Source organism: Pseudomonas putida, assembly GCF_004357765.1.
Classification (GTDB): domain Bacteria; phylum Pseudomonadota; class Gammaproteobacteria; order Pseudomonadales; family Pseudomonadaceae; genus Aquipseudomonas; species Aquipseudomonas putida_U.
In genome coordinates this window covers 141,175-162,317 of record NZ_SMTE01000011.1, presented here as the reverse complement: position 1 = coordinate 162,317, position 21,143 = coordinate 141,175, and the positions used below count along the sequence as shown (strand labels likewise).

Sequence of the window (21,143 nt, the reverse complement as noted above, 5' to 3'; positions counted from 1 at the left end):
AGAAGAAAACTCAGCTGTACTCTCGCCTAGAATATATAAAACCACTTAGAGGCTCTAATTCTCGCTTAGAGCCTTCCGCGCAAACGCATTCGATATCAATCCTATTGATAGCCTGTTTTTTCCCTCCCATTGCGTCTAGATTTATAGCTACAACCTCCAGACTTTCCAGATCGTACTCTGTTGGTTCACGATCAAGATAATATCGAATCAACACCAAACCATTTCCATCGTATCCGACAGCAACAGCTCTAATATCAGGATAGATTTCGCCAAGGAGAGCAATTCGAAAACATGCCACGAGCCAATCGGGTAGTTGTGCAGTAAATAGCATCTCAATTCCTCGCATCTGGAACAATATGGGCACCATTTTTCCCATAGTGAATCTGGCCTCTGGTAACTGACTGCCCTGTCCGTCCGTCTACCCCAATTGGTCTTCCAAAATCCGCAATTGGGTTACCACGCGAAAAAAGGGGACAGATTTATTTAGTATAACCAAGCGAAAAAAGGGGACAGATTTATTTAATAGAACCATATAAAGCATGCCAACTCTATTCGCCTAAAAATAAATCTGTCCCCTATTCTGTCATCCCCTATTCTGTCAGCGCCATGGTCAAGACGCTAATGGATGAGATCGAACAGGGGATGCTGCCGTCGCGGCTTCGGGGACAATATTACGCATGACCTCGATGGGGCGTGATCGAATTGTCAGTCACGCTCCATCAGGCCGATCTGGTGAAATCAGGGCCTGCCTGACAGCTTCCCCGTTATCCTGACACCGGGGAAGCGCCACAGCCTAAAAATAAATCTGTCCCCTTTTCCCATTTAATGACCCAAATAGGGGCAGACCAATTTTATTCGTCTAACGGAAATAAATCTGTCCCCATTCCTTTGAATCCGCCCCCATTCCTTTTGAGTCACTGCGTATGGGGTGAATAGCCACGCTGCATGCTTACAAGCAGTTGCTGAACAACTAGGAGAATTAACTCGAAGTGTCGTTCAGATGACTCCGTATAAGTAATTTCTTCAATTCTATTTTCAGCATCGCATAGCAAAGACCTAAGCCATCGTTCCTCGTATGCGACAATCTCCTGCTCTGCCTTGTACAAAGCGGTTTGCAGGTCGCCCGCGGCTAGTTCACCGCTCAGAAATAAAGAGCACGCGCGCTCAACAGCTTCAACTGCTTTAGGGTATAACCAGTCATTCATTCGCTAGCCCTACGAAGAATAGTAACCACGAGCTTTCCTGAGTTCTCAGTTACCACCCCGACATTTCCACTCCAGTAAACCGTCCGAGGAACCCCATCAACAACGGTATGCACTGGTTGCCCTGAACGGATTACATCATCAACGAGATTTGGCGACACGTTCCTACCCGGCACTTTTTCTCCAGCAGGTGCACCCAAGCCAGATGGCTGCATGCGATTAACTGCGTGCTCTGTATATAGGCGATCTCCGATTTGAGCATATGTCTTTCCTCCCTCTGAGACCTTGAGATAATCCTTCCAAGAGCCCCACAGAATTTTATCTCCCCCTTTTGCACCAGGTAAAGCAGTCTTCCCCCCTCCAAGCCCCCCACCAATCGCAACCCCTATTCCTACCCCAAGCTCCGTAGACGAAGCCGACTCAGACTGTATAACCTCAGCCCCACTACCCTGCATTATATGCAGATTATCCAGATACCCCTTCAGCCGCAGCTCCGTCGGTAGCTCCAAAGCGGCATTCCAGGCATCTGCCACATCATTTGCAGCACAACTCGGGCAATTCGCTGCGCCTATAGCCCAGAGCACAGCTTTGGACGGACCACTCGCCATACCTTCCAACGCTGACGCAAGCCCTTCCTGGCTCCCCTGCCCCTTAGCATTGAGGACCTCACGCATGTACTTCACGTCAGTCCGATAGTCCAGAGGGTCGACCAGTGCGACGTTATCGAGCATCTTTTTCAAGGCAGTCTTGTCTTGGAAGAGCTCGATCAACCCAACCCGCTCGTTGTTGTAGTCTGCCAACGAGACTTGGAACAGCGTGTCGTCCTTGAACTGGCTCAACTCCGTTCGCAGATAATCCGCAGCTCGAACGGTGTTCCCATCAGTGAGCACGCTATTCCAGCCGCGATCCACCATGGCTGCGGCTGTACGCAGCAGTTCCTGTTGTGCCTGGTCCTCGGTCAACCCGTTTTCAGCGGCGAACCGCCTCACCCGATCCTTGTCACTGGCAAACTCGACCTCGTTCGGGTGAAGCTGGCGGTTGTACAGCGTACTGTTCTGTGCGGCCCAAGCGCCGGTTTGCAAATCCTTGCCATCGCCCCCTCCCGCTGCTGCCGCGAATGCGCCGATCAACTGGGAATTCATGGCCAGCAGCTTTTGCTTCTGCTCCAGCGGCATGCTCTCGTACTGCTTGGCCAACTCATCCACTACCGCTTCATTCAGACCGGCCGCGAGCGCGCCTGACTTGAAATCACCACCACTCGCTTCGGCTGCCAGTCCGCCCATCACCGCATGCAAACCAATCTTGGCGGCACCGCCATCCGCCAAGCCGAACTGCTTGCCGACATCACCAACCCAGTTGAACCCCGCCGCCGCAAAGGTATTCGCCAAACTGCTGCGCAGCGCGTTATCGAACTGGCTATCACCGCCCAGCGCCTTGTCCAACACCGTGGAGGTGCCGTTCTGCAGCAATTGGTTGACACCGAATCGGCCAATGCCCTGCAGGCTGGAAAGACCTCCTTCGGCTACCACCTTACCCGCGTTAGGAAGGGCACCTTCGACGTTGGTGGTGGTGTTGGTCCAACCGTCGAACACTCCGGTGGTCAGGCCTGCCGTGATACCGGAGACCGCATACCCACGCAGGGCATCACTGGATGTCACATCCTTGACGACCAAGCCCAGGTTGCCTCGGTTATTGATCGTACTGATCGTCGCGGTGCTGGCCGCCCCCGACGCTACGGCGGTCAGCGCAACGTTGGCCCAGCCAGCCGCAACCGTCGAGCCGGCTGTCGCCCCGCCTGCAATCGCGGATAGAGATGCAGTCCCCGAGGCGGCCATTGCCGTACCTGACCCTGCAGTAGCGCCAGCGGCGGTTCCCAGGGCAGCACTTGCCGCCCCGGCTGTAAGATAGGTGACGACGATCGCAATCACTATCTGAGCCCCAGCCCCCAACCCAGAGTGGCTGTACTTCCAGCTATCGTGGACTTCCTGCACTCTGCGCCAATCCACATCACCGCGGGCCTCAGCGTCTTTCAACCAAGCGAGTTGAGGATCCGCCTCCACCATCGCATCAATGGTCTGGCTCACGGTCTTCTGATCGATATGCTTCAGGTCGACCTTCAGCCCTTCCACCGCCTTGATCGTCAGCGCCCCCTGAGCAAGCAACTGACTCTGCCTCAGGGTCTCGTCGGTGCTGCCCTTGCCTTTCATGCTGTTCCAGGCAAGGTCACCTTTGGACTTCTCATGGCTTTCCTGATGCAGGTCTTTCATCCCTTCGAAGGTGATCCCCCCACCACTCTCCAGGGTCAGGTCCTTGCCACTCTCCAGCTTGGCGACCTGGTAGGTCTGATCGCCCTCGCTCTTGAGCGTCAGGTTGCCGCCCGCGTGGACTTCACTTCCCACGTGGGTTAACTGGGTAACCTCATCACGCTGGGTCTTCTTGCTCCCCCAGTCGCCCTTTTTCTTCATGTCGTACAGCGAGTAGTCGCTGTCTTGCTGCGCCAGCAGGTTCAACTGCCCATCCGCCACCAGATAGGCCTCATCCCCAGCAGTGACGCGACTTGAAACCAGATTGAGGTCAGCACCGGATGCCAACACCACATCACCGCCAGCGGTGACGGTGGTCGCTACCTGGCTGACGTGGTCTTCCTGACTCGTGACCTTCTTGGTCTTGCTCGCCGAATGGGTTTCATCCGCTGCGGACACCAGATTGATGTTTTCCGTCGCCGACATCACCACATCCCGCTTGGCCTCAATCGCACTGGCCACCGCACTGACATCGCGCCCCGCACTCACCGTCAGGTCCCGCCCCGCCTGCACACTTGAGCCGTTCTGGGTCACGCTGCTGTCGGTATGGCGCACGCCGCGGTCATTGATCACCACCTGCTCGACCGAGGTCAGCTTCACATCGCGCCCGGCCTGCAGGGTGGTGTCGGCACCGCTGCTGAGCACCCCGCCGTTGTTGTCCAGGTCACGCCCGGCCTTGATCACCAGATCGTTCGCCGCTTCCACCCGGGAAGCGGTGTCGACGAAGTCGCGCTGCTGGGCGTAGCTGCCGTTGCTGCTCTGGTGCGAGGTCAGGGTGCGTTCGTTGATCACGTCCTGCACGGCTGTCAGGCTCACGTCGCGCCCGGCGATGATGCCGCCGGCCTTGTTCACCAGGTCGTTGCCGGCCAGCAGGTCGAGGCGGTTGCCGGCTTGCACCAGGCCGCTGTTGATCAGGTCGTTGCCGGCCTGGGCCGAGAGGTTGTTGCTGGCGCGCAGGGTGCCGACGTTGTCGAGGTTCTGGCCGGCGATCAGGCTGACGTCGTTGCCGGCGATCAACGCGCCGTTGGGCGCCAGGCGGTCGGTGCCGTGGGCCAGGTAGAGCACCGGCACCAGCACTTGCTCGCCGTTCACCTCGGCGGTTTCCAGCCAGACGATGTCGTGGGTCAGGGCGGCGACCTGCTCGGAGGTCAGGCTCACGCCCACGGCCAGGTCGAGCTGTTGCTTGCTCTGGATGGCGTTGTCCATCAGGTACTTGAACAACTGCTCGTCGCTGCTCTGGCCATCGATGAAGCGTTGGCCGGTGCGGGCGAGCACGGCTTGCTGGATCAGCTTCTGTTCGTAAAAGCCGTCGCCCAGGCGCTTGGCGCTGTCGTCGGGGTCGTAACCGAGGTTCTCCAACAGGTAGTCGGAGCTCATGAACTGCTTGAGGTCGGTGAGCACCGGGTTGGTTTCGATCAGGTACTTGTGCGGGTTGCTGCGTACGTTGCTGTCCGGCAGGCCTTGCACCCGCTCGATGGTGAGCGGGCCCTGGCCATTGAGCACGGTCGCCTGGGTGATGCTGTCCTCCACGCCCAGGCGGGTGTCGACTGCGCTGGCGGGGCCGGCGCTAGCTGCCTGGGCACGCTCGGCGGTGCTCAATGCGGTACTGCTGGCGGTCGCCAGGCTGGCGTCGGCGGCACGAATGTCGCGCCCCTCCACCAGCGGCAGGGGTTGCTGACGTTGTGCCAGCCCCAGGCTTGCGCCGCCGATGCTCCAACTCTGCGGGCCGCTGGCAGAAGTGCTGCCCGCCTCGCTGCTGAGGCGGAACAGCCCGTTCTGGCCGGTGGGCAGGCTGAAGCCTGGGAGCGCCAGCGGGTTGACTTGCTGTTGGGCGAGGTCCGGGGGCAGCTGCTGGTTGAGGGTGATACGGGTGGAGAACGCGGTGCCAGGCGCCGTGGTATCGGTGCGCGCACCACTGCCGATGTAGGCATAGCCCGGGCGCACTACACTGTTGTCGATGCCATTGCCGGCAGTGATGCTCACTGCGCCATTGGCCTGCATGACGGCGGCATAGCGCTGGTCACCCGAGGACAGTTTGCGGGTGCTGCCAAGGCTTACCAATTCGGCTTCGGTCTTGCCGATGAACTGGGCCAGGTCGGCTTCCAGCCCACCCAGGTTCGCGGGGTCGTAGCCCGCGCTCTCGAACCAGTACTTGTTGGTGATCGAGCTGGCGAGCTGATACAGCGACCCTGCATTGTTGGTGCGCTGCGAGCGCACGATGCGGGTGGTCTCGGTCTCGCCGGTCTCCACGCCGGTGTTGGTCAGGTTGTCGACCGTGGCCACCAGGTTGCCGCCAGCGCCGATGGTGCTGCTGCTGTTGAGCAGGTCACCGCCGTGGATGGTCAGGTTGCCGCCGGTGGTGATGCTGGAGGCGGCACTGGCGTCGATGACTTCGAACTTGTCGCGCTGGACGATTTCCCAGACGTGGTTGCGCTTGCCGCTGCAGTCGCCGGCGTTGTAGCCCTCGATACAGGCGACTTCGCCGACGCGGGCGGTGTAGAGGCCTTTGTCATCGGTCTGCAGCACCGCACGCACGTTTTGAATGGTGCTGGCCGCCAGGCTCATGGACAGGTCGCTCTGCAGCGAACCGGAACTGTTGACGATGCTGTTGGCCAGGGCGCCCAGGCCATCGCGGTCGATGCTGAGGCGACCCAGGCTGTAAACGTCGGCATAGCTGTTGGTCAGGCTGGCGACCCGCAAGCCCATGTCCTGGCCACTGAAGATCAGACCGCCGTCGCTGTTGAGCAGAGCGCCGGTGGTCAAGGTCAGTGCCTCGCCCGCCCCCAGGGTGCCCTGGTTGCTGACGCCGCCGGCGCCGAGGGTGAGCCCGGCAGCCGAGGTCAACCGACCAGCATTGCTCAACTGCCCCGCCACGGTAACGCGGGTGGCGCCGCCACCGGCAATGCTGCCCGTGCTGCCGAGATTCACCTGCCCGGCACCCAGGCCGAGGGTGCCGCGGCTGCTCAGGCGACCATTGCCGGTGTAGGTGCCGGTCAGATCGAGGCTCAGGCTGCCATCGCTGGCGATCAGGCCGTCATTGCTCCAGTTGCCGCCGCTGCCCACCAGCCCCTCGCTGGCCAGTAACTGTCCGCTGGCGGTCTGGCTGAAGTCGCCGACATTGACGCTCAGGCGCCCGGCCTGGATGACGTTGCTGTTGCTCCAGCTGGAGGCGTTGAGGGTCAGGGCGCCGCGGGTGACGATGCTGCCGCCGGCGCCGGTGACGTTGGCGGTGCTGATGGCGAAGTTGCCGTTGCCGACGTGCAGCAGGTTGCCGCCACCATTGAGGAAACTGCCGACACCCAGGGAGAGATCGCTGTTGGCCGTTTCCAGGGTGCCGTTGCGGTTGTCGAACTGGCCACCGATCTGCAACCGCGTGGTGCCACCGCTGCCCAAGGCACGCAGTTGGCCGGTCTGGTTGTCGAGGCTGGCTGCGCTGATCGCCAGGGTGCTGTCGCTCTCGATGATGCCCAGGCGGTTGTTCAGTGCGCCGCTGAGGTCGAGGTCGATGCGTTGGCCGGCGATCTGGCCATCGTTGTCGCCGCTGTTGTCGAAGCTGCCGCCGCTGACCTTGACCAGGCCCTGGGCGTACAAGCCGCCGTTGCGGTTGTCGAAGTCGGCGGTGGTGACCAGGGCGTCGCCGGCCTGCGCGGAGATCCGCCCACCGTAGTTGTCGATCCCCGCCAGTGCCTTGAGGGTGAGGGACTGCGCCTGGGTGATACCCCCTTGGCGGTTGTTGTTCAGGTCGTAGCCGTTCTTCAGCACGCCGCGCAGGTCGGCGTTGAGCGTTCCTTGCAGGCTCGACAGCACGCCGCCGCGGTTGTCCAGGTTGCCGGCCGTGACGCCGAGGTCGCCGGCGTCGGCAAGGAGGCGGCCACTCTGGTTGTCGATATCACCGGTCACCAGCACCAAGGCACCCTGACTCTGCAGGGTGCCCTTGGCGTTGCCCAGGCTGGCGGCGCGCACGTCGAGGCCGCCGTTCTGGCTGTAGATCAGGCCATCGGCGCTGTTGTGCAGTTCGCCGTCAACCGCCAGGGTCAGTTGCTGGTTAGCCGCGACGGTGCCGCGATTGCGGTTGTCCAGGCTGCTGGCGAACAGGCTCAGCAAGCCTTGGCTGGCGATCTGGCCGCCCTGGTTACCGACCTGGGTGGCGTCGATACGCAGCGGGCCGGCGCTGGCCAGCTTGCCGTTGACGTTGGTCAGGGCGCCGAGCAGCTTCAGGGTCACGGCGGCGTTGCCGATCAGGCTGCCGGCGCTGTTGTCCAGGCTATTGGCATTCACCTCCAGGGCCTGCTGGGCGCTGATGCTGCCGGCGCCATTGCCCAGGGCCATGGCGTTAAGGGTCAGGGCCGCGCCACTGTCGATCAGGCCGCCTTGGCCGTTGTTCAGCAAGCCACGGATGATCAGGCGCTGTCCGCCCGCACTGGACAGGATGCCGGCACCACTGTTGTCCAGGTTCGCCGCCGACACACTCAGGGCCTGCTGGCTGACCAACGCGCCACCGGCGCTGTTCTGCAGCTCGCCGCTGACCTGTACATCAAGCGCGCCGCTGCGGCTGGACAAGGTACCTTGGTTGCGGTTGTCGAGGCTGCCCAGGTCGGCGCCCAGGCCTTGCCAGCCCGAAACCAGACCGCCCTGGTTGAGCAGGCGCTGGGCAGTGACATGCAACTGCCCGCTGCTGATCAGTTTGCCGGCACTGTTGTCCAGGTCACGGCCAGACAGGTCGAGGCTTTGCTGGGTGGAGATTTCACCGCTGCGGTTGCTGAGGTCGCGTAGATGATCGAAGGTCAATGCGCCAGCGGTCGTGATCAGGCCGCCGTCGTTGTTCAGGTCGCCTGTGGCACTGCCGAAGTCGAAGCGAATGGTGTTGCCCAACAGCGAGCCTGCCTGGTTGTCCACGGAGCGGGCAGCGATATCCAGCAGGCCTGCGGCGTTGATCAGGCCTTGCTGGCCATTGTTCAGGCGGTCGAGCACCTGCAGGTCGAGGCCGCCACGGCTGCTCAGCGTGCCGCCGCTGTTGTCCAGGCTGGCAGCGTGAATATCGAGACTTTCGGCGGCGACCAGGCCTTTGATGGTGTTCAAGGCCTGGGCGATGCGCAGGGTCAGCGACTGGTTGCTCAGTACCTTGCCGCTGCCGTTGTCGAGGCTGCGGGCAGCCAGGGTGAAGGCCTGGGCCGAGGAGATCTCGCCGCCCTGGTTGTTCACTTCACCGAGGTTGTCGAGCACCAGCAGCGGGGCATTGATCAGGCCCTGACGGTTATCCAGCAGGCCGTGGTTCAAGTCCAAGGTCAATGCGCTGTTGCTGAACAGCTGCCCACCTTGCTGGTCCAGGCCAGTGGCATTGACCGCGAGCGCGCCGTCACTGGCGATGCGTCCGCCGTCGCGATTGCTCAGCTGACCGGTGGCCAGGTCGAGGCTGGCGCCACTGTCGATCCGGCCTTTGCGGCTGTTGTCGAGGCTGCTGGCCTCGATGCTGGCCAGCCCTTTGGCGCTGATGATGCCCTGGTCGGTGTTGGCGACCTGGGCCGCGCGCAAGTGCAGCGCGGCATCGGTGACCAGTTCACCGCCCTGGTTGAGCAGGTTGCCGGTGTGCTCGAGGGTCAACACACCTGCGCTGGACACACTGCCGGCGCGGTTGTCGAGTTCGCCGCTCGCCAGGCTCAGAGTGCCCTCGGCACTGATCAGGCCCTGGCGGTTGTCGAGCTTGCCTTGCAGCCTGGTGTCGATGGCGTGCTGGCTGAGCAGCAGGCCGCCGGTGTTGTCCAGGCTGTCACCGCGCATGCGCAGACCGGCCTGACCAGAGAGCACCCCCTTGCTGCGGTTGATCACCTCGGCGACGGCCATCTGCAACGAACCGTCGGCGAGTACCTTGCCGGCATCACTGTTGTCCAGGCGAGTACCGCCCAAGGTGACGTCAGCCTTGCTCGACAGCTCGCCAGCGCGGTTGTCCACCGCTGCGAACTGCAGATCGAGGTTGTGGGTGGCGCCTACCAGGCCGCCCTGACGATTGTCGAGGGTGTCACCGCTGAGTGCCACGGCCCCGGTTGAGACCAGCACACCGGCCTGGTTGTCGAGGTTGCCGACCTGCGCGCTCAACTCGGTGCCGGCAGAGACCTGCCCCTGCTGGTTGACCAGGCTGCCGGCGCGGACGTCCAGGCGTCGATCAGCGATCAGCGTGCCGCCCTGGTTGAGCAATTCGCCAGCGACGACCAGTACCTGGTCGGCGCGACTGCTGATCAGGCCCTGGCGGTTGTCCAAGCTGGCGCCGTGCAGATCCAGGGCATCGGCCGAGACCAGCCCCTTGAGATTGTTCAGCAGCTGGTCGATGCGCAGGGTCAGGCCCTGTCCGGCGATCAGTCGACCGTTGCGGTTATCCAGGCTGCGCGCCGCTAAGGTGAAGCTCTGGTCACTGGATATCTCACCTTGCTGGTTGTCGACTTCAGCGAGATTTTTCAGCACCAGCAGCGGCCCGTTGATCAGGCCCTGGCGGTTGCTCAACACGCCGTGGTTCAGGTCGAGGGTCAACGCAGCTTTGCTGAACAGTTCGCCGCCATCCTGGGTCAGGCCGGAGACGCTGGCGACCAGTGCCTTTTCACTGGCGATACGACTGCCCTGGCCGTTGTTGACCTGACCCGCCGTCAGCTCAAGACCCTCGCCACTGACCAGTTGGCCGCCCTGGAGATTGTCCAAGCGACCGAGATTGGCAGTGAGGTGCCCTTCGGCACTGATCAGCCCCTGAAGGTTGGCCAGCCCGCCGCCCAGGCGAATATCCAGATCCTCGCCACTGACCAGGCGCCCCTGCTGGTTGTCCAGTCGCTGACCGACGATGCTCATCGGCCCTGTGGCAGAGAGCAGGCCGAGGTTATGGTTGAGCACCTCGGCGACCTGTATTTGCAGCGCGGTGCCGGCCAGGACCTTGCCGCTGTCGCTGTTGTCCAGTCGGCTGCCTTGCAGGGTCAGGCCTTTGCTGGTGGAGATTTCCCCGCCACGGTTGTCGACTTCGGCCACGTTCAGTTGCAACGCGCTGGTGCCACCGACCAGGCCGTTGCCACGGTTGTCCAGGTGGGTGCCGGTGAGCAGCAGGTCACCTTGGGCTACCAGCTCGCCACCCTGGTTGATGATCCGACCAAGCTCGGCCACCAGCGCACGCTGGCTGGAAATCCGCCCGCCGCTGTTGTCCAGGCTGTCGGCTTGCAGACGAACCGGGCCGCCGGCACTGAGCAGGCCGCCACGGTTGTCCAACTGCGTACCGTTGTAGCTGAGGTCTGCCAGGCTGCTGAGCAGACCTTGCTGGCGATTGTCCAGGCTCGCGGCACGCACATCGAGCCCGGTCGCGGAAATCACCCCGCCTTCGTTGTTCAGCGCCTGATCCAGATGCAGGGTCAGGCTCTGGTTGCCCAGCAGCTTGCCGAGGCTGTTGTCGAGGCTTCGTGCGATCAGCACGAATGCTTGGGCGCTGGAGATCTCTCCCTGGCGGTTATCCACGCTGTCGAGTTCATTCAGCGTCAGCCGCGGCGCATTGATCAGGCCGCCCTGGTTGTTCAGATGGCCTTTGTTCAGTGTCAGGCTCAGTTCGCTGACGCTGGTCAGGCGACCACCGTTGCTCTGGTCGAGCCCCGTGACATTGGCGGTGAGTGCCTGGTTGCTGGCGATACGCCCGGCATCGCCGTTGCTCACCTGGCCGGCCTTGAGATCCAGCGTCTTGAGGCTGGTGAGCTGGCCAGCGCGGTTATCCACAGCGCCACTGGCCGTCAGGCCAAGGTGCTGGCCGGCGCGCACGGTCCCGGCAGCGTTGTCCAACTGGCCGACCTTGGCGTTGACCACGGTCGCGCCGTCAATCAGCCCGCCCTGGCCGTTGAGCAGGCGGGCGCCAGCAAGGTCGGCTTGGCCGCCGCTGAGCAGCCTGCCGGCGTTGCGGTTGTCGAGGGTGTTGGCGCTGGCCGTCAGTTGCCGCTTGGCACTGAGGGTGCCGCCTTGGTTGTTCAAGGTTTGCTGCGCTGTGACGTTCAGGTCACGACTGGTCACCACGGTGTTGCCCTGGTTATCGACGTGCTGGGCATTCAGGCGTACGTCGCCCGTGGTATTGCGGCTGTTGTCGGCGTTGATGCCCGCTTCGATGATGCCCTGGTTGCTCAGGCGCCCACCGCTGTCGAGGTTGATGCGCTGGCCGGCTGCGAGGGTCTGGCGGTTGTTCAGGTCACCGCGGGTGCGCACCTTCAGTTCATTGCCGGCATACACCGCCCCTTGGGCATCGAGCTGGCCAGCATTGATCGCGACCGAGCCCTTGGTTGCAGTGGCTTCGGCCATGCGCAACTGGCCGTTGGCATCGAGCTGGATATCGCCACCGCTGGCGATGAGTTTGCCGTCGAGCTTCACCCCGACACCGGCCTCGGTGCCCACCAACTTGATAGTGTTGGCGTACATGCCGCCCAAGGCCGAGGAATCGATGGCCAACTGCGGTGCCTGGGAGGGATCGCCAGCACGCGGGGTGGCGGCCAGCGTGCGTGCATCGACATCGTTGCTGCCGGCCACCACCGCCAGGTTGCGGGCCTGGATCTCGGCGTTGATCTTGGCACTGCGGGTGATGATCTCGAACTGATCGACATTGTTGGCGTTGAGCCCCGCACCCTCGATGGCGACGCTGCCCTGCTCCACCTGGTAGCGCTGCAACTGGCCATTTTCGATGACCGGCTTGCCGGTGGTGAGCGTGGCCTTGGGCGTGTTGATGAAGCAGCAGCCATTGCAGGTGACGCCATAGGGGTTGGCGACGATGACGTGGGCCGACTTGCCCGCCACCTCGGTATAGCCCTTCAACTGGCTCGGGTTGCCACCGTTGACCTCGTTGAGGATGGTGCTCGCCGCACGCCCGCCCAGGTTGCTGTTACCGATGATGATCCCGCCCAGCTGCGTTGACTGAGTGCGCTCGGTGGCGTTGTTGAGGATCACGCCCTGCTGGCCGACGTTGTAGTCGCTGAATTTGTTGTGCGACAGCCCGGAACCATTGGGCTTGGCGATATTGACGATGGGCACGCCATTGCCTGCCTGGCCGACGGTGGTGCCGCTGCCGTTGACCTTGATGCCGTCGGCCATGGCCACCAGCGGATGCCAGAACATCATGTTGGCCAGCATGAATGCCAAGCCGCGCTTGGACAGGCCCCAGAAGGTCTGGCGGGGTTGCAGGGCAGCCGAAGGCTGACGGGCCAGGAAGGCGAATTGACGAACGTCCATGTCGGTACTCGGAAAAGTCGAAAATTAGAGGTAGAAGTCCAGGCGGAAGTAAATCGGAGCCTCTGACTGCTCGATGGCGCTCGTCCGTTCGAGGGAGTGGGCGAAGGTCACGCTGGCGGCCAGGTTCTTGCCACGGGCGAACAGTTCGATGGCATCGCTGGACAGCCGCCCGCTCTGCCCGCTGTTGTAGCGATCATGGCGAATGGCGCCGACGTCGTAGGCCAGTCCCAGGCCATACTCGGTCAGCGTCGGGCGCAGCCAATCCCAGGCCACCTGCCGGCTCCAGCGCAGGTCGTTGCGCCAGTAGTAGCCGCTGTCGCCATTGAGGCTTTGGTCCTTGTAACCGCGGATCGACGATTGGCTGCCCAGGCTCATGCGCTGCGAGCTGAACAGTGGGTCCTCGCTGCGCTGGCCGGTGACCAGGCTGCTGAACAGCAGCGACTCGCCCCAGAGCTGGAGCGGCTGCAGGTAGCTGACCGTGGCGGTGTACTTGCGGTAGCGGGCGTTGGCCAGGCGCTCGCCAGTTTTGTCGTCGCGCTGTTTTTCACGCTGGGCATCGAAGGCGCCAATGCCTTCCTGCATGCCCAGGTCGAAGTTGACGAACGCGTTGCCGATACGCCGCCCGTGGTTGATACCGAACTGCGCTTCACTCAAGCGGTTGCTGTTGACGTCCACCTTGCTGTCTTCGATGAAGTTGTTGGTGCGCAGGTAGCTCAGGCCAGTGTTGAGGGAAGTCTTGCTCAGGGCATCGCGGTGGATCACACGTTCCAGGCGCAGTTGGTGGCTCTGGCTGTCACCGGTCTGCTTGAAGGTGAAACCCTGCCCCTCGCCCAGTGCGCGGTACTCGTTCTGGCTGTAGCTGTAGCTGAGGTTCCACCAGCCGAACGGCAGGTTGTAATAGAGCATGGCGCTGCGCGAGGTCTTCTGGTGGTCGCTGATGGCATCGTGGCTGCCACGCAGCATCAGCTGGTCGGCCAGACCCAACGGGCTGTCCCACTCCAAGCTGCTGCCCCACTGCTGTTCACCGGTGCTGCGCTGGCCGTCGTTGCTGCGCGACAGCCCCACACGCCAGGGCTTTTGCGGGGTGTTGCGCACCACCACTTCGCTGCCTCCCACGGCCTTGCCTGGGGTCAGCTCCATTTGCGCCTGATTGGACGGCAGGCGGTTGAGCTGGTCGACCATTTGTTCGATCTGGCGCAGATTCAAAAGATCGCCAGCGCGACCCGGGAAGCTCATGTCCAGTTCGCGGGCCGACAGTTTGCTGCCGTCAGCGGGCCTGAGCCCCTCTAGTCGCCCCTCCACCACGATGACCTTCAGGTGGCCACTGGACAGGTCCTGCTGGGGCAGGTAGGCACGGCTGGTGACCAGGCCTTTGGCGATGTAGCGATCGGTGATGTCCTTGAGCAGTGCGTTGAGCTGCACGACACCCAGGCATTGGCCCAGGTAAGGTTCGAGCAGGCGCTCACGCTCCGAGGAGGAAAGCGCATCGGCGCCATCGAGCACGATCTCGTCGATCGGGAAGCAGCGGCTATCGCTGGGTTTCGCCGGCGCCACCGTTTCGGCTTCTTTACCGGGCAACGCCTTGAGTTGCTCCAGGCGCCGTTGCTGCTCTTCCAGCAGGCGGTTTTGGCGATCGCGGATCAGATCCTGATCACCCGGCGTGCCGAGGGAAGCACCCGCGGCAACGGGAGAAACAGCGACCAGCATGGCGTACACGAGCCAGTCTTTGGCGCGCAGGCGCAAGGAGGGGAAAAACATGTTCGATCCTTCGAAACCGGGTAATACGGCAAAAAGCCGGTGATGTTAGGTGGCCATTATTTTGACGTCAATCACTCACCGATCTGCGGTATATGCTTAGCCCCCGCGCTTGCAATCAGGTCCCCCGCGGCTTGGCCCGCGCGGTGGCTTCGGCGATCAATGGATCTTCGGGCCAGTAATGCTTGGGATAGCGGCCTTTGAGATCCTTCTTCACCTCGGCATAGGTGGTGCGCCAGAAGTTGGCCAGGTCCTGGGTCACCTGCACCGGTCGCCGCGCCGGCGACAGCAGGTGCAACTTGACCTGCTGGCGACCTTGGGCGATGCGCGGGGTGTCGGCCAGACCAAACAGCTCTTGTAGGCGCACGGCAAGGATCGGTGGGTTTTCGCTGTAGTCCAGGCGGATGTTCGAGCCGGACGGCACCGTCAAGTGAGTCGGCGCCCACTCGTCCAAGCGCTGCGGCAAGGGCCAAGGCAGCAGGTTGCGCAGCATCGACGGCAGGTCCAGGGCGGCGAAATGGCTCAGCCGCGAAACCTTGCCCAGGTAAGGCTGCAACCAGTCTTCCAGGCTCGCCAACAGGGCCTCGTCGCCAAGGTCGGGCCATTGGCTGTGGCCGTCCTTGTCCAGGTCGAGCTGGCGCAGCAGCGCGACCCGCGCCTGCCATTGGCGCAGTTCAGGGGTCCAGGTCAGCAGATTCAGGCCTTTGCGCCGCACCAGGCCGAGCAGCGCCTTGGCCCGTGCCTCGTCGTCGAGGCCCGGCAGTGGTTCGCGGCTGAGGACCAGTTCGCCGACCTTGGTCTGGCGTTCGGCACGCAGCACCTGCTCGCGCTCGTCCCAGTCGAGGATATCGACGCGCTCGACCTGCTCGGCGAGCACATCGTCGAGCAGGCTCGGATCGAATTCGGCAGCGAGGTAAATCCGCTCTTCGCGCTGGCCCTGGCGGCTGCCCAGGTCGGCGATCACCAGCCAGGGACATTTCATCAGCGCATCGACCTCGGCGAACAACGCCGCCCGGCCATTGGCCAGGCGGTACTCGGCCCCCCCTTCGCGGCGCTGCTGGGCGACGCGGTCTGGGTAGGCCAGGGCCAGCAAGGCCCCCAACCAGCGTGGATGATCGGGGTCGGTAACCGCGGCCCGTGCCTTGCCGCGCAGCAGCCCGCGGTATTGGCGCGCCAGTTGCCGGGCTCGTTGCACACCGCCCTGCCCGCCTCGGCTGGCCTTGCTCTCGCCGCTGACCAGCGCCAGCCGAGTGTGCAGGTCGGCACCGCCACCACGCAGGATATCGCGCTCGCCGAGCAAGGCGGCGACATCGCAGGCCATGTTCGCCAGGCCCAGGTCCTGGCCTCGTAACAACAGATGGGCGATGCGCGGATGCGCCGGCAGTTCGGCCATGGCCTGGCCATGCTCGCCGAGCTGGTCACGGCTGCCCGGCTTGAACGCCCCGAGCCGCGCCAGCAGGTCCTGGGCTTGGCCGTAGGCGGCAGTGGGCGGCTGGTCGAGCCAGCGCAACTGGTCGGGGGCGACGCCCCAGCGCGCCAGTTGCAAAGCCAGGCCAGCCAAATCGGCCTGGAGGATTTCTGCGCTGCCATGGGCGGCCAACTGCTCATGCTGGGCCTCGGACCACAGCCGGTAACACACGCCGGGCTCCAGGCGGCCAGCGCGGCCGGCACGCTGGGTGGCGCTGGCGCGTGAGATACGTTGCGTGTCCAGCCGGGTCATGCCACTACCGGGGTCGAAACGCGGTACCCGGGCCAGACCTGCGTCGATCACCACGCGCACGCCATCGATGGTCAGGCTGGTCTCGGCGATGTTGGTCGCCAGCACCACCTTGCGCAGGCCCTTGGGCGGCGGGTCGATGGCGGCGCGCTGGGCATTCAGGTCGAGCTCGCCGTGCAGCGGGCACAGCAGGATGTCCTCGCGCTGACCGAGCGCCTCCTGCAGGCTCTGGTGGACGCGACGGATCTCGGCTTGACCGGGCAGGAACACCAGCACGCTGCCGGGTTGCTCGGCCAGGGCCTGGAGCACGCTGTCGACGACCCGCGGCTCGATGAACTCGCCTGGCTGGAACGGGCGCCCCCAGCGGATATCCACCGGGTGCATGCGCCCTTCGCTGCTGATCACTGGCGCCTCGTCGAGTAACCGCGACAAGCGCTCGCCCTCCAGGGTCGCCGACATCAGCAAGATCTTCAGCGGCGGGTCGTCGCGCAACAGCTCGCGGCCATTGAGGCTCAGCGCCAGGGCCAGGTCGGCGTCCAGACTGCGCTCGTGAAACTCATCGAAGATCACCAACCCCACGCCTTCGAGCGCCGGGTCGGCCTGCAGGCGGCGGGTGAGGATGCCCTCGGTGACCACTTCGATGCGGGTATTCGGCCCGACCTTGCTGTCCAGGCGGATGCGATAGCCCACCGTCTCACCGACCTTTTCACCCAGCTCGCTGGCCAGTCGTTCGGCGGCGGCGCGGGCGGCGAGCCGGCGCGGTTCGAGCATGAGAATGGTCTGCCCGGCCAGCCAGGACGCATCCAGCAGCGCCAGCGGCACGCGGGTGGTCTTGCCGGCGCCGGGCGGCGCCTCGAGCACGGCTTCGTCGCGGTTTTCCAGGGCCTGGCGCAGGGCGGGCAAGACAGCATCGATCGGTAATGAAATCATGGTGGTCCTCGAACAGTGCGGCGAGTATAACGGCGAACCGAGCCTGCCCTATCATGGTCTTAGCTTCAGGTGCTGGCGCTTCGCTTGCCCTGCTGAACATCTATTTCGGAGATCTACATGCGCATCCCATCCCGCGTCATCGGTGGCGCCCTCATCGTCACCCTGCTGACCCAGCTGACGGCCTGCGGCACGATTTTCTATCCCGACCGCCGCGGCCAGATCGGCGGCAAGATCGACCCCGTGGTCGCTGCAATGGACGCCATCGGCATCCTGTTCTACGTGATCCCCGGCCTGATCGCTTTCGGCATCGACTTCGCCACCGGCGCCATCTACTACCCAGGCGGGCGCACCGCCCAGGTCGATCCGGTCAAGCTGCGCGATGCGGTGAACGCGGACGGCAAGGTTGACAACGTCAAGCTGCAGGCCATTCTGGAAAGCGAACTGGGCCAGCGCCTACCGCTCAACGACCCGCGCCTGATCCAGCACCGCGGCAGCGTCGAGCAACTGGCTGCCTACGGCCTGGTCCCAGCCGCCTGAACCACGAGGACGCCAGCCCACGCATGATCACCTCGAGCGAACATCAGCGCCTGCTGCGCCTGGCCACCCGCGCTTCACTGTCGGTGGCCGTCATTCTGGTGGTCGGCAAGGCGCTGGCGTGGTGGTTGAGCGGCTCGGTCAGCCTGCTCGCTGGGCTGACCGACTCGGCCCTGGATGCGGTGGCGTCGTTCCTCAACCTGCTGGCCGTGCACTACGCCCTGCGCCCGGCCGATGATGACCACCGCTTCGGCCACGGCAAAGCCGAGGCTCTGGCTGGCATGGCCCAGGCGCTGTTCATCGGGGTCAGCGCGGTACTCATCGGCCTGCAGGCGATCGACCGCCTGCAAGCGCCCAAACCCTTGGGCGACACGGCCATCGGCATCGGCGTGATGCTGCTGTCACTGGTGCTGACCATCGCCCTGCTGGCCTTGCAGCGCAAGGTCATCCGCCTCACCGGCTCGACCGCCGTGCGCGCCGATTCGCTGCACTATCGCTCCGACCTGCTGCTCAACGGCAGCATCCTGCTCGCCCTGCTGCTGGCGCGTTTCGGCTGGCCACAGCTGGACGCGCTGTTCGGTCTGGGCATCGCCCTGTACATCCTCTGGAGCGCGCTGCAGATCGCCCAGGAGAGCACGTCTATCCTGATGGACAAGGAACTGCCAGGGGACATCGGCGAGGAGATGGTCGGGCTGGTGTTGGACATTCCTGGGGTGAAGGGCGTGCATGACCTGCGCACACGGGTGTCGGGCAACCAGTGGTTCGTCCAGTTGCATCTGGAGTTGCCTGGGCAGTTGCCGCTGCATGAAGCGCATACCTTGTGCGTGCGCGCCTCGGAGGTGATCCGCCAGCGTTATCCGCGAGCGGATGTGATGGTGCATGCCGATCCGGTGTGAGCGTGCCCGGCCTCAGTTGACGCTATACCCCCGCCCGCCGAAACAGGCTCCCAGGGCTCGTCGGTAATTGTCGGCGACATTGGCCGGAGGCGCATAGGTCGCCGTGGCCGGGTCGAACCCGGACTGGCTGACCGCCCAGCGGTGGCACTGGTAGCGGTCCTGGTCCTGTTGCTCCTGGCCCTGGCCGTACATGGGATAGGCCACCACGTCGTAGCCGCTGGCCGCCGGTGCCGCCACCACCGGTGCGGGCACTTGCGCCGGCGGGCTGACCACGACGTACTCCTGGCTGTCGGCCAGGTACTGGTAGTACGTGTCGGCCACCAGGAAGAACAACGCACCGCCCAGCCAGACCTCACGCGCGTAGGGCGGCAGGTAGCCCACTCGCACGCCGTAGGGCGGCGTCACCACCCGGTAGCCGCCGCCATGGGGGCGGTACCAGTAGCCACCGGAATAGAAATAATCCTCGCCGCGATACGGCACCTTCCAGTAGCGGTCCGGGAATCGGTCGACCTGTTGCCCTGGTCGGTACTGCGGTCCAGGTCCCCAGCCATTGCCATGGCCATCGGGACGGCCCTGCCAGTCGCCGCCGGGGCGCTGCCCGCCTTGCCAATGGCCGTCACCGCGACGGTGCGGGATATCCTGGTAATACCCTTGCCGCGCAGGCTGGGTCTGACGGACTTCGTCGCGCGAATTCAGTGCCCGCCCGCCGCCGTTGTCGTAAGCGCCTTGCGGGCCTGCGCCGGCATGCCCCTCCCCCGGGCCTTCGGCCTGGGCTCCCAGGCTGACCGCCAGGCCAAGCAAACCAACACCTGCCAACTGCCAGATGCGCGACTTCATGGTGTTCCTCTCGGTAATCAACGGCATGACGCCAGTTTACCCTGCCCCCAGGCGTGGCCCAGATGAAATTCGCGGCATTAAAAAAGGGAGGCCGTTGGGCCTCCCTTTGGGAATTGTCGTCCGTGCTCGACACTTGTGGCGTCGGCTCACCTCGCGCCGTCTTCTGGACGGTGCGTAGCCCGGGGGCCAGGCGGATCCTGTTGGATGGCTGGCCGCGACCGCCCGCTTGGGGCGCGTCGCCTTGGACTGTTGTCCGGGCAGTGATTCTGTAGGTAAAAAGATACGGGATGAGCTCCAGCAGCGGATTGCGAAGATTGCACGGATAAATAGCACTTGCGCAATTTTTCACCCTGGATTGATAATTCGACGCAATCCGAACAGAAAAGGCCTTTTCCATGAGCAAACTTGACCGCTACGACCTGAGCATTCTCGCCGAACTGCAGCGCGACGCCCGCATCTCCAACCAGGAGCTGGCCGAGCGCATCGGGCTGTCGCCGTCACCCTGCTCTCGTCGGGTCAAGCAACTGGAAGACGACGGCTACATCTCGCGCCAGGTCGCCCTGCTCGACCGCAAGAAGCTCGGCCTGAGCCTGACGGCCTATGTGTTGATCGGTATGGACCGCCACACTCCAGAGCGCTTCGAAACCTTCGAGGCGGCCATCCGCAACCTGCCGCAGGTCCTCGAATGCAGCCTGGTGACCGGGATGGATGCCGACTATCAGCTGAAAGTGGTGGTGCCGGACATGGACCACTACCAGAAACTGCTGCTCGGCAGCCTGACCCGCATCGAAGGCGTGACCAGCGTGCGTTCGAGCTTCGTGCTCAACCAGGTATTGGCCAGCACCGAACTCCCCCTGACCCACCTGCGTTGATCGCCCAGGAGAACATCGATGGATCCCGCCGTATTCGAAGAGTGGATGATGATCGTCCTGGTGACGATCCTCATCGGTTTCATGGGCTTCATTGTCTGGGACCTGGCGAAGAAGTCCAAAGCCGGGCGCTTCGGCACGTTGATTCTGTTCTTCGTGCTGGGACTGGGGGTGCTGGCCTTCATCATCAAGAGCGTGGTGGTGGCGTTTCTCGAAGGGGTCTAGCGAATGACCACCGACCTACAGCCGAGCCTCGACCTCACGCCAGCAGCCCTGCTCCAACCCCTCCAACGCCCACTTGCCAATCCGCACACGCACCAGCCGCAGCGTCGGCAACCCGACCGCCGCCGTCATGCGCCGCACCTGGCGGTTGCGCCCTTCACGAATCACCAGCTCCAGCCAGCTGGTCGGCACGCTCTTGCGAAACCGCACCGGCGGATTGCGCGGCCATAGCTGCGGTTCGTCCAGGCGTCGCGCCTCGGCCGGCAAGGTGGGGCCGTCGTTGAGCTCAACGCCGTCGCGCAGGCGCTGCAATTGCTCGTCGCTCGCTTGACCTTCGACCTGAACCCAGTAGGTCTTGGCCAGCTTGTGCTTGGGGTCGGCGATGCGCGCCTGCAGGGTGCCATCATTGGTCAACAGCAGCAGACCTTCGCTGTCACGGTCCAGACGTCCCGCCGGGTACACGCCTGGGATGTCGATGTAGTCCTTGAGCGTGGCGCGCCCTTCACCGTCGCTGAACTGGGTGAGCACATCGAACGGCTTGTTGAACAGGATCAGGCGTGGTTCGGCCGGCGGCGCCTTGGCCTGGCGGCGCGGGCCAGAAGGCCGCGCCTGAAGACGGCGCGGCTTGTTACGGGGAGGCAGGGACATGGATC

The 21,143-nt window shown here is 63.6% G+C and carries 12 protein-coding genes; 4 read left to right on the top strand and 8 right to left on the bottom strand.

All coding sequences use genetic code 11. The annotated features are described in order from the left end of the window. Positions 1-10: 10 nt before the first annotated feature. The 6 genes from E2H86_RS18155 to hrpB form a co-directional block, all read right to left on the bottom strand. Complete coding sequence (locus E2H86_RS18155; protein ID WP_133330260.1) at positions 11-331, bottom strand: colicin; 321 nt, start codon at positions 329-331, stop codon at positions 11-13. 1 nt (position 332) lies between these two features. Further along, complete coding sequence (locus E2H86_RS26515) at positions 333-449, bottom strand: polymorphic toxin type 50 domain-containing protein (RefSeq protein ID WP_368773737.1); 117 nt, start codon at positions 447-449, stop codon at positions 333-335. A gap of 465 nt (positions 450-914) precedes the next feature. Further along, positions 915-1,205: a hypothetical protein gene (locus E2H86_RS18145; RefSeq protein WP_133330258.1), complete on the bottom strand. Its 291-nt coding sequence runs from the start codon at positions 1,203-1,205 to the stop codon at positions 915-917. After that, positions 1,202-12,730, bottom strand: coding sequence for a two-partner secretion domain-containing protein (locus tag E2H86_RS18140; protein ID WP_133330256.1), 11,529 nt, complete (start codon positions 12,728-12,730; stop codon positions 1,202-1,204). Before E2H86_RS18140 ends, E2H86_RS18145 begins: the two co-directional genes overlap by 4 nt. Positions 12,731-12,754: 24 nt before the next feature. Beyond that, positions 12,755-14,437 carry a ShlB/FhaC/HecB family hemolysin secretion/activation protein gene (locus E2H86_RS18135; RefSeq protein WP_243744077.1) on the bottom strand — a complete coding sequence of 561 codons (1,683 nt, stop codon included), beginning with the start codon at positions 14,435-14,437 and terminating at the stop codon, positions 12,755-12,757. 166 nt (positions 14,438-14,603) lie between these two features. Next, the gene (gene hrpB, locus E2H86_RS18130; protein WP_133330252.1) at positions 14,604-17,132 is read right to left on the bottom strand and encodes an ATP-dependent helicase HrpB; all 2,529 of its coding nucleotides are present in this window, start codon (positions 17,130-17,132) and stop codon (positions 14,604-14,606) included. Positions 17,133-17,249: 117 nt separating this feature from the next. Here hrpB and E2H86_RS18125 point away from each other — a divergent pair, with 117 nt between their 5' ends. Together E2H86_RS18125 and E2H86_RS18120 are read left to right on the top strand one after the other, a co-directional pair. Next, complete coding sequence (locus E2H86_RS18125) at positions 17,250-17,669, top strand: polyribonucleotide nucleotidyltransferase (RefSeq protein WP_133330250.1); 420 nt, start codon at positions 17,250-17,252, stop codon at positions 17,667-17,669. 23 nt (positions 17,670-17,692) lie between these two features. Continuing rightward, on the top strand, positions 17,693-18,562 hold the full coding sequence (locus tag E2H86_RS18120; RefSeq protein ID WP_133330248.1) for a cation diffusion facilitator family transporter: 870 nt from the start codon (positions 17,693-17,695) through the stop codon (positions 18,560-18,562). Positions 18,563-18,574: 12 nt separating this feature from the next. Here E2H86_RS18120 and E2H86_RS18115 read toward each other — a convergent pair whose 3' ends face one another. Then, positions 18,575-19,399 carry a DUF6515 family protein gene (locus E2H86_RS18115; RefSeq protein WP_133330246.1) on the bottom strand — a complete coding sequence of 275 codons (825 nt, stop codon included), beginning with the start codon at positions 19,397-19,399 and terminating at the stop codon, positions 18,575-18,577. 395 nt (positions 19,400-19,794) lie between these two features. On the opposite strand from E2H86_RS18115, the gene E2H86_RS18110 reads away from it, so the two are divergent. Then, positions 19,795-20,271, top strand: a complete 477-nt coding sequence (locus E2H86_RS18110) for an Lrp/AsnC family transcriptional regulator (RefSeq protein WP_003249795.1) — start codon at positions 19,795-19,797, stop codon at positions 20,269-20,271. Positions 20,272-20,289: 18 nt separating this feature from the next. After that, positions 20,290-20,493, top strand: coding sequence for a DUF2788 domain-containing protein (locus E2H86_RS18105; RefSeq protein WP_133330244.1), 204 nt, complete (start codon positions 20,290-20,292; stop codon positions 20,491-20,493). A 15-nt stretch (positions 20,494-20,508) separates the two neighbouring features. Here E2H86_RS18105 and E2H86_RS18100 read toward each other — a convergent pair whose 3' ends face one another. Continuing rightward, a complete protein-coding gene (locus tag E2H86_RS18100; protein ID WP_133330242.1) occupies positions 20,509-21,138 on the bottom strand; it encodes a pseudouridine synthase in 630 nt (209 codons plus the stop codon). Positions 21,139-21,143: the final 5 nt, after the last annotated feature.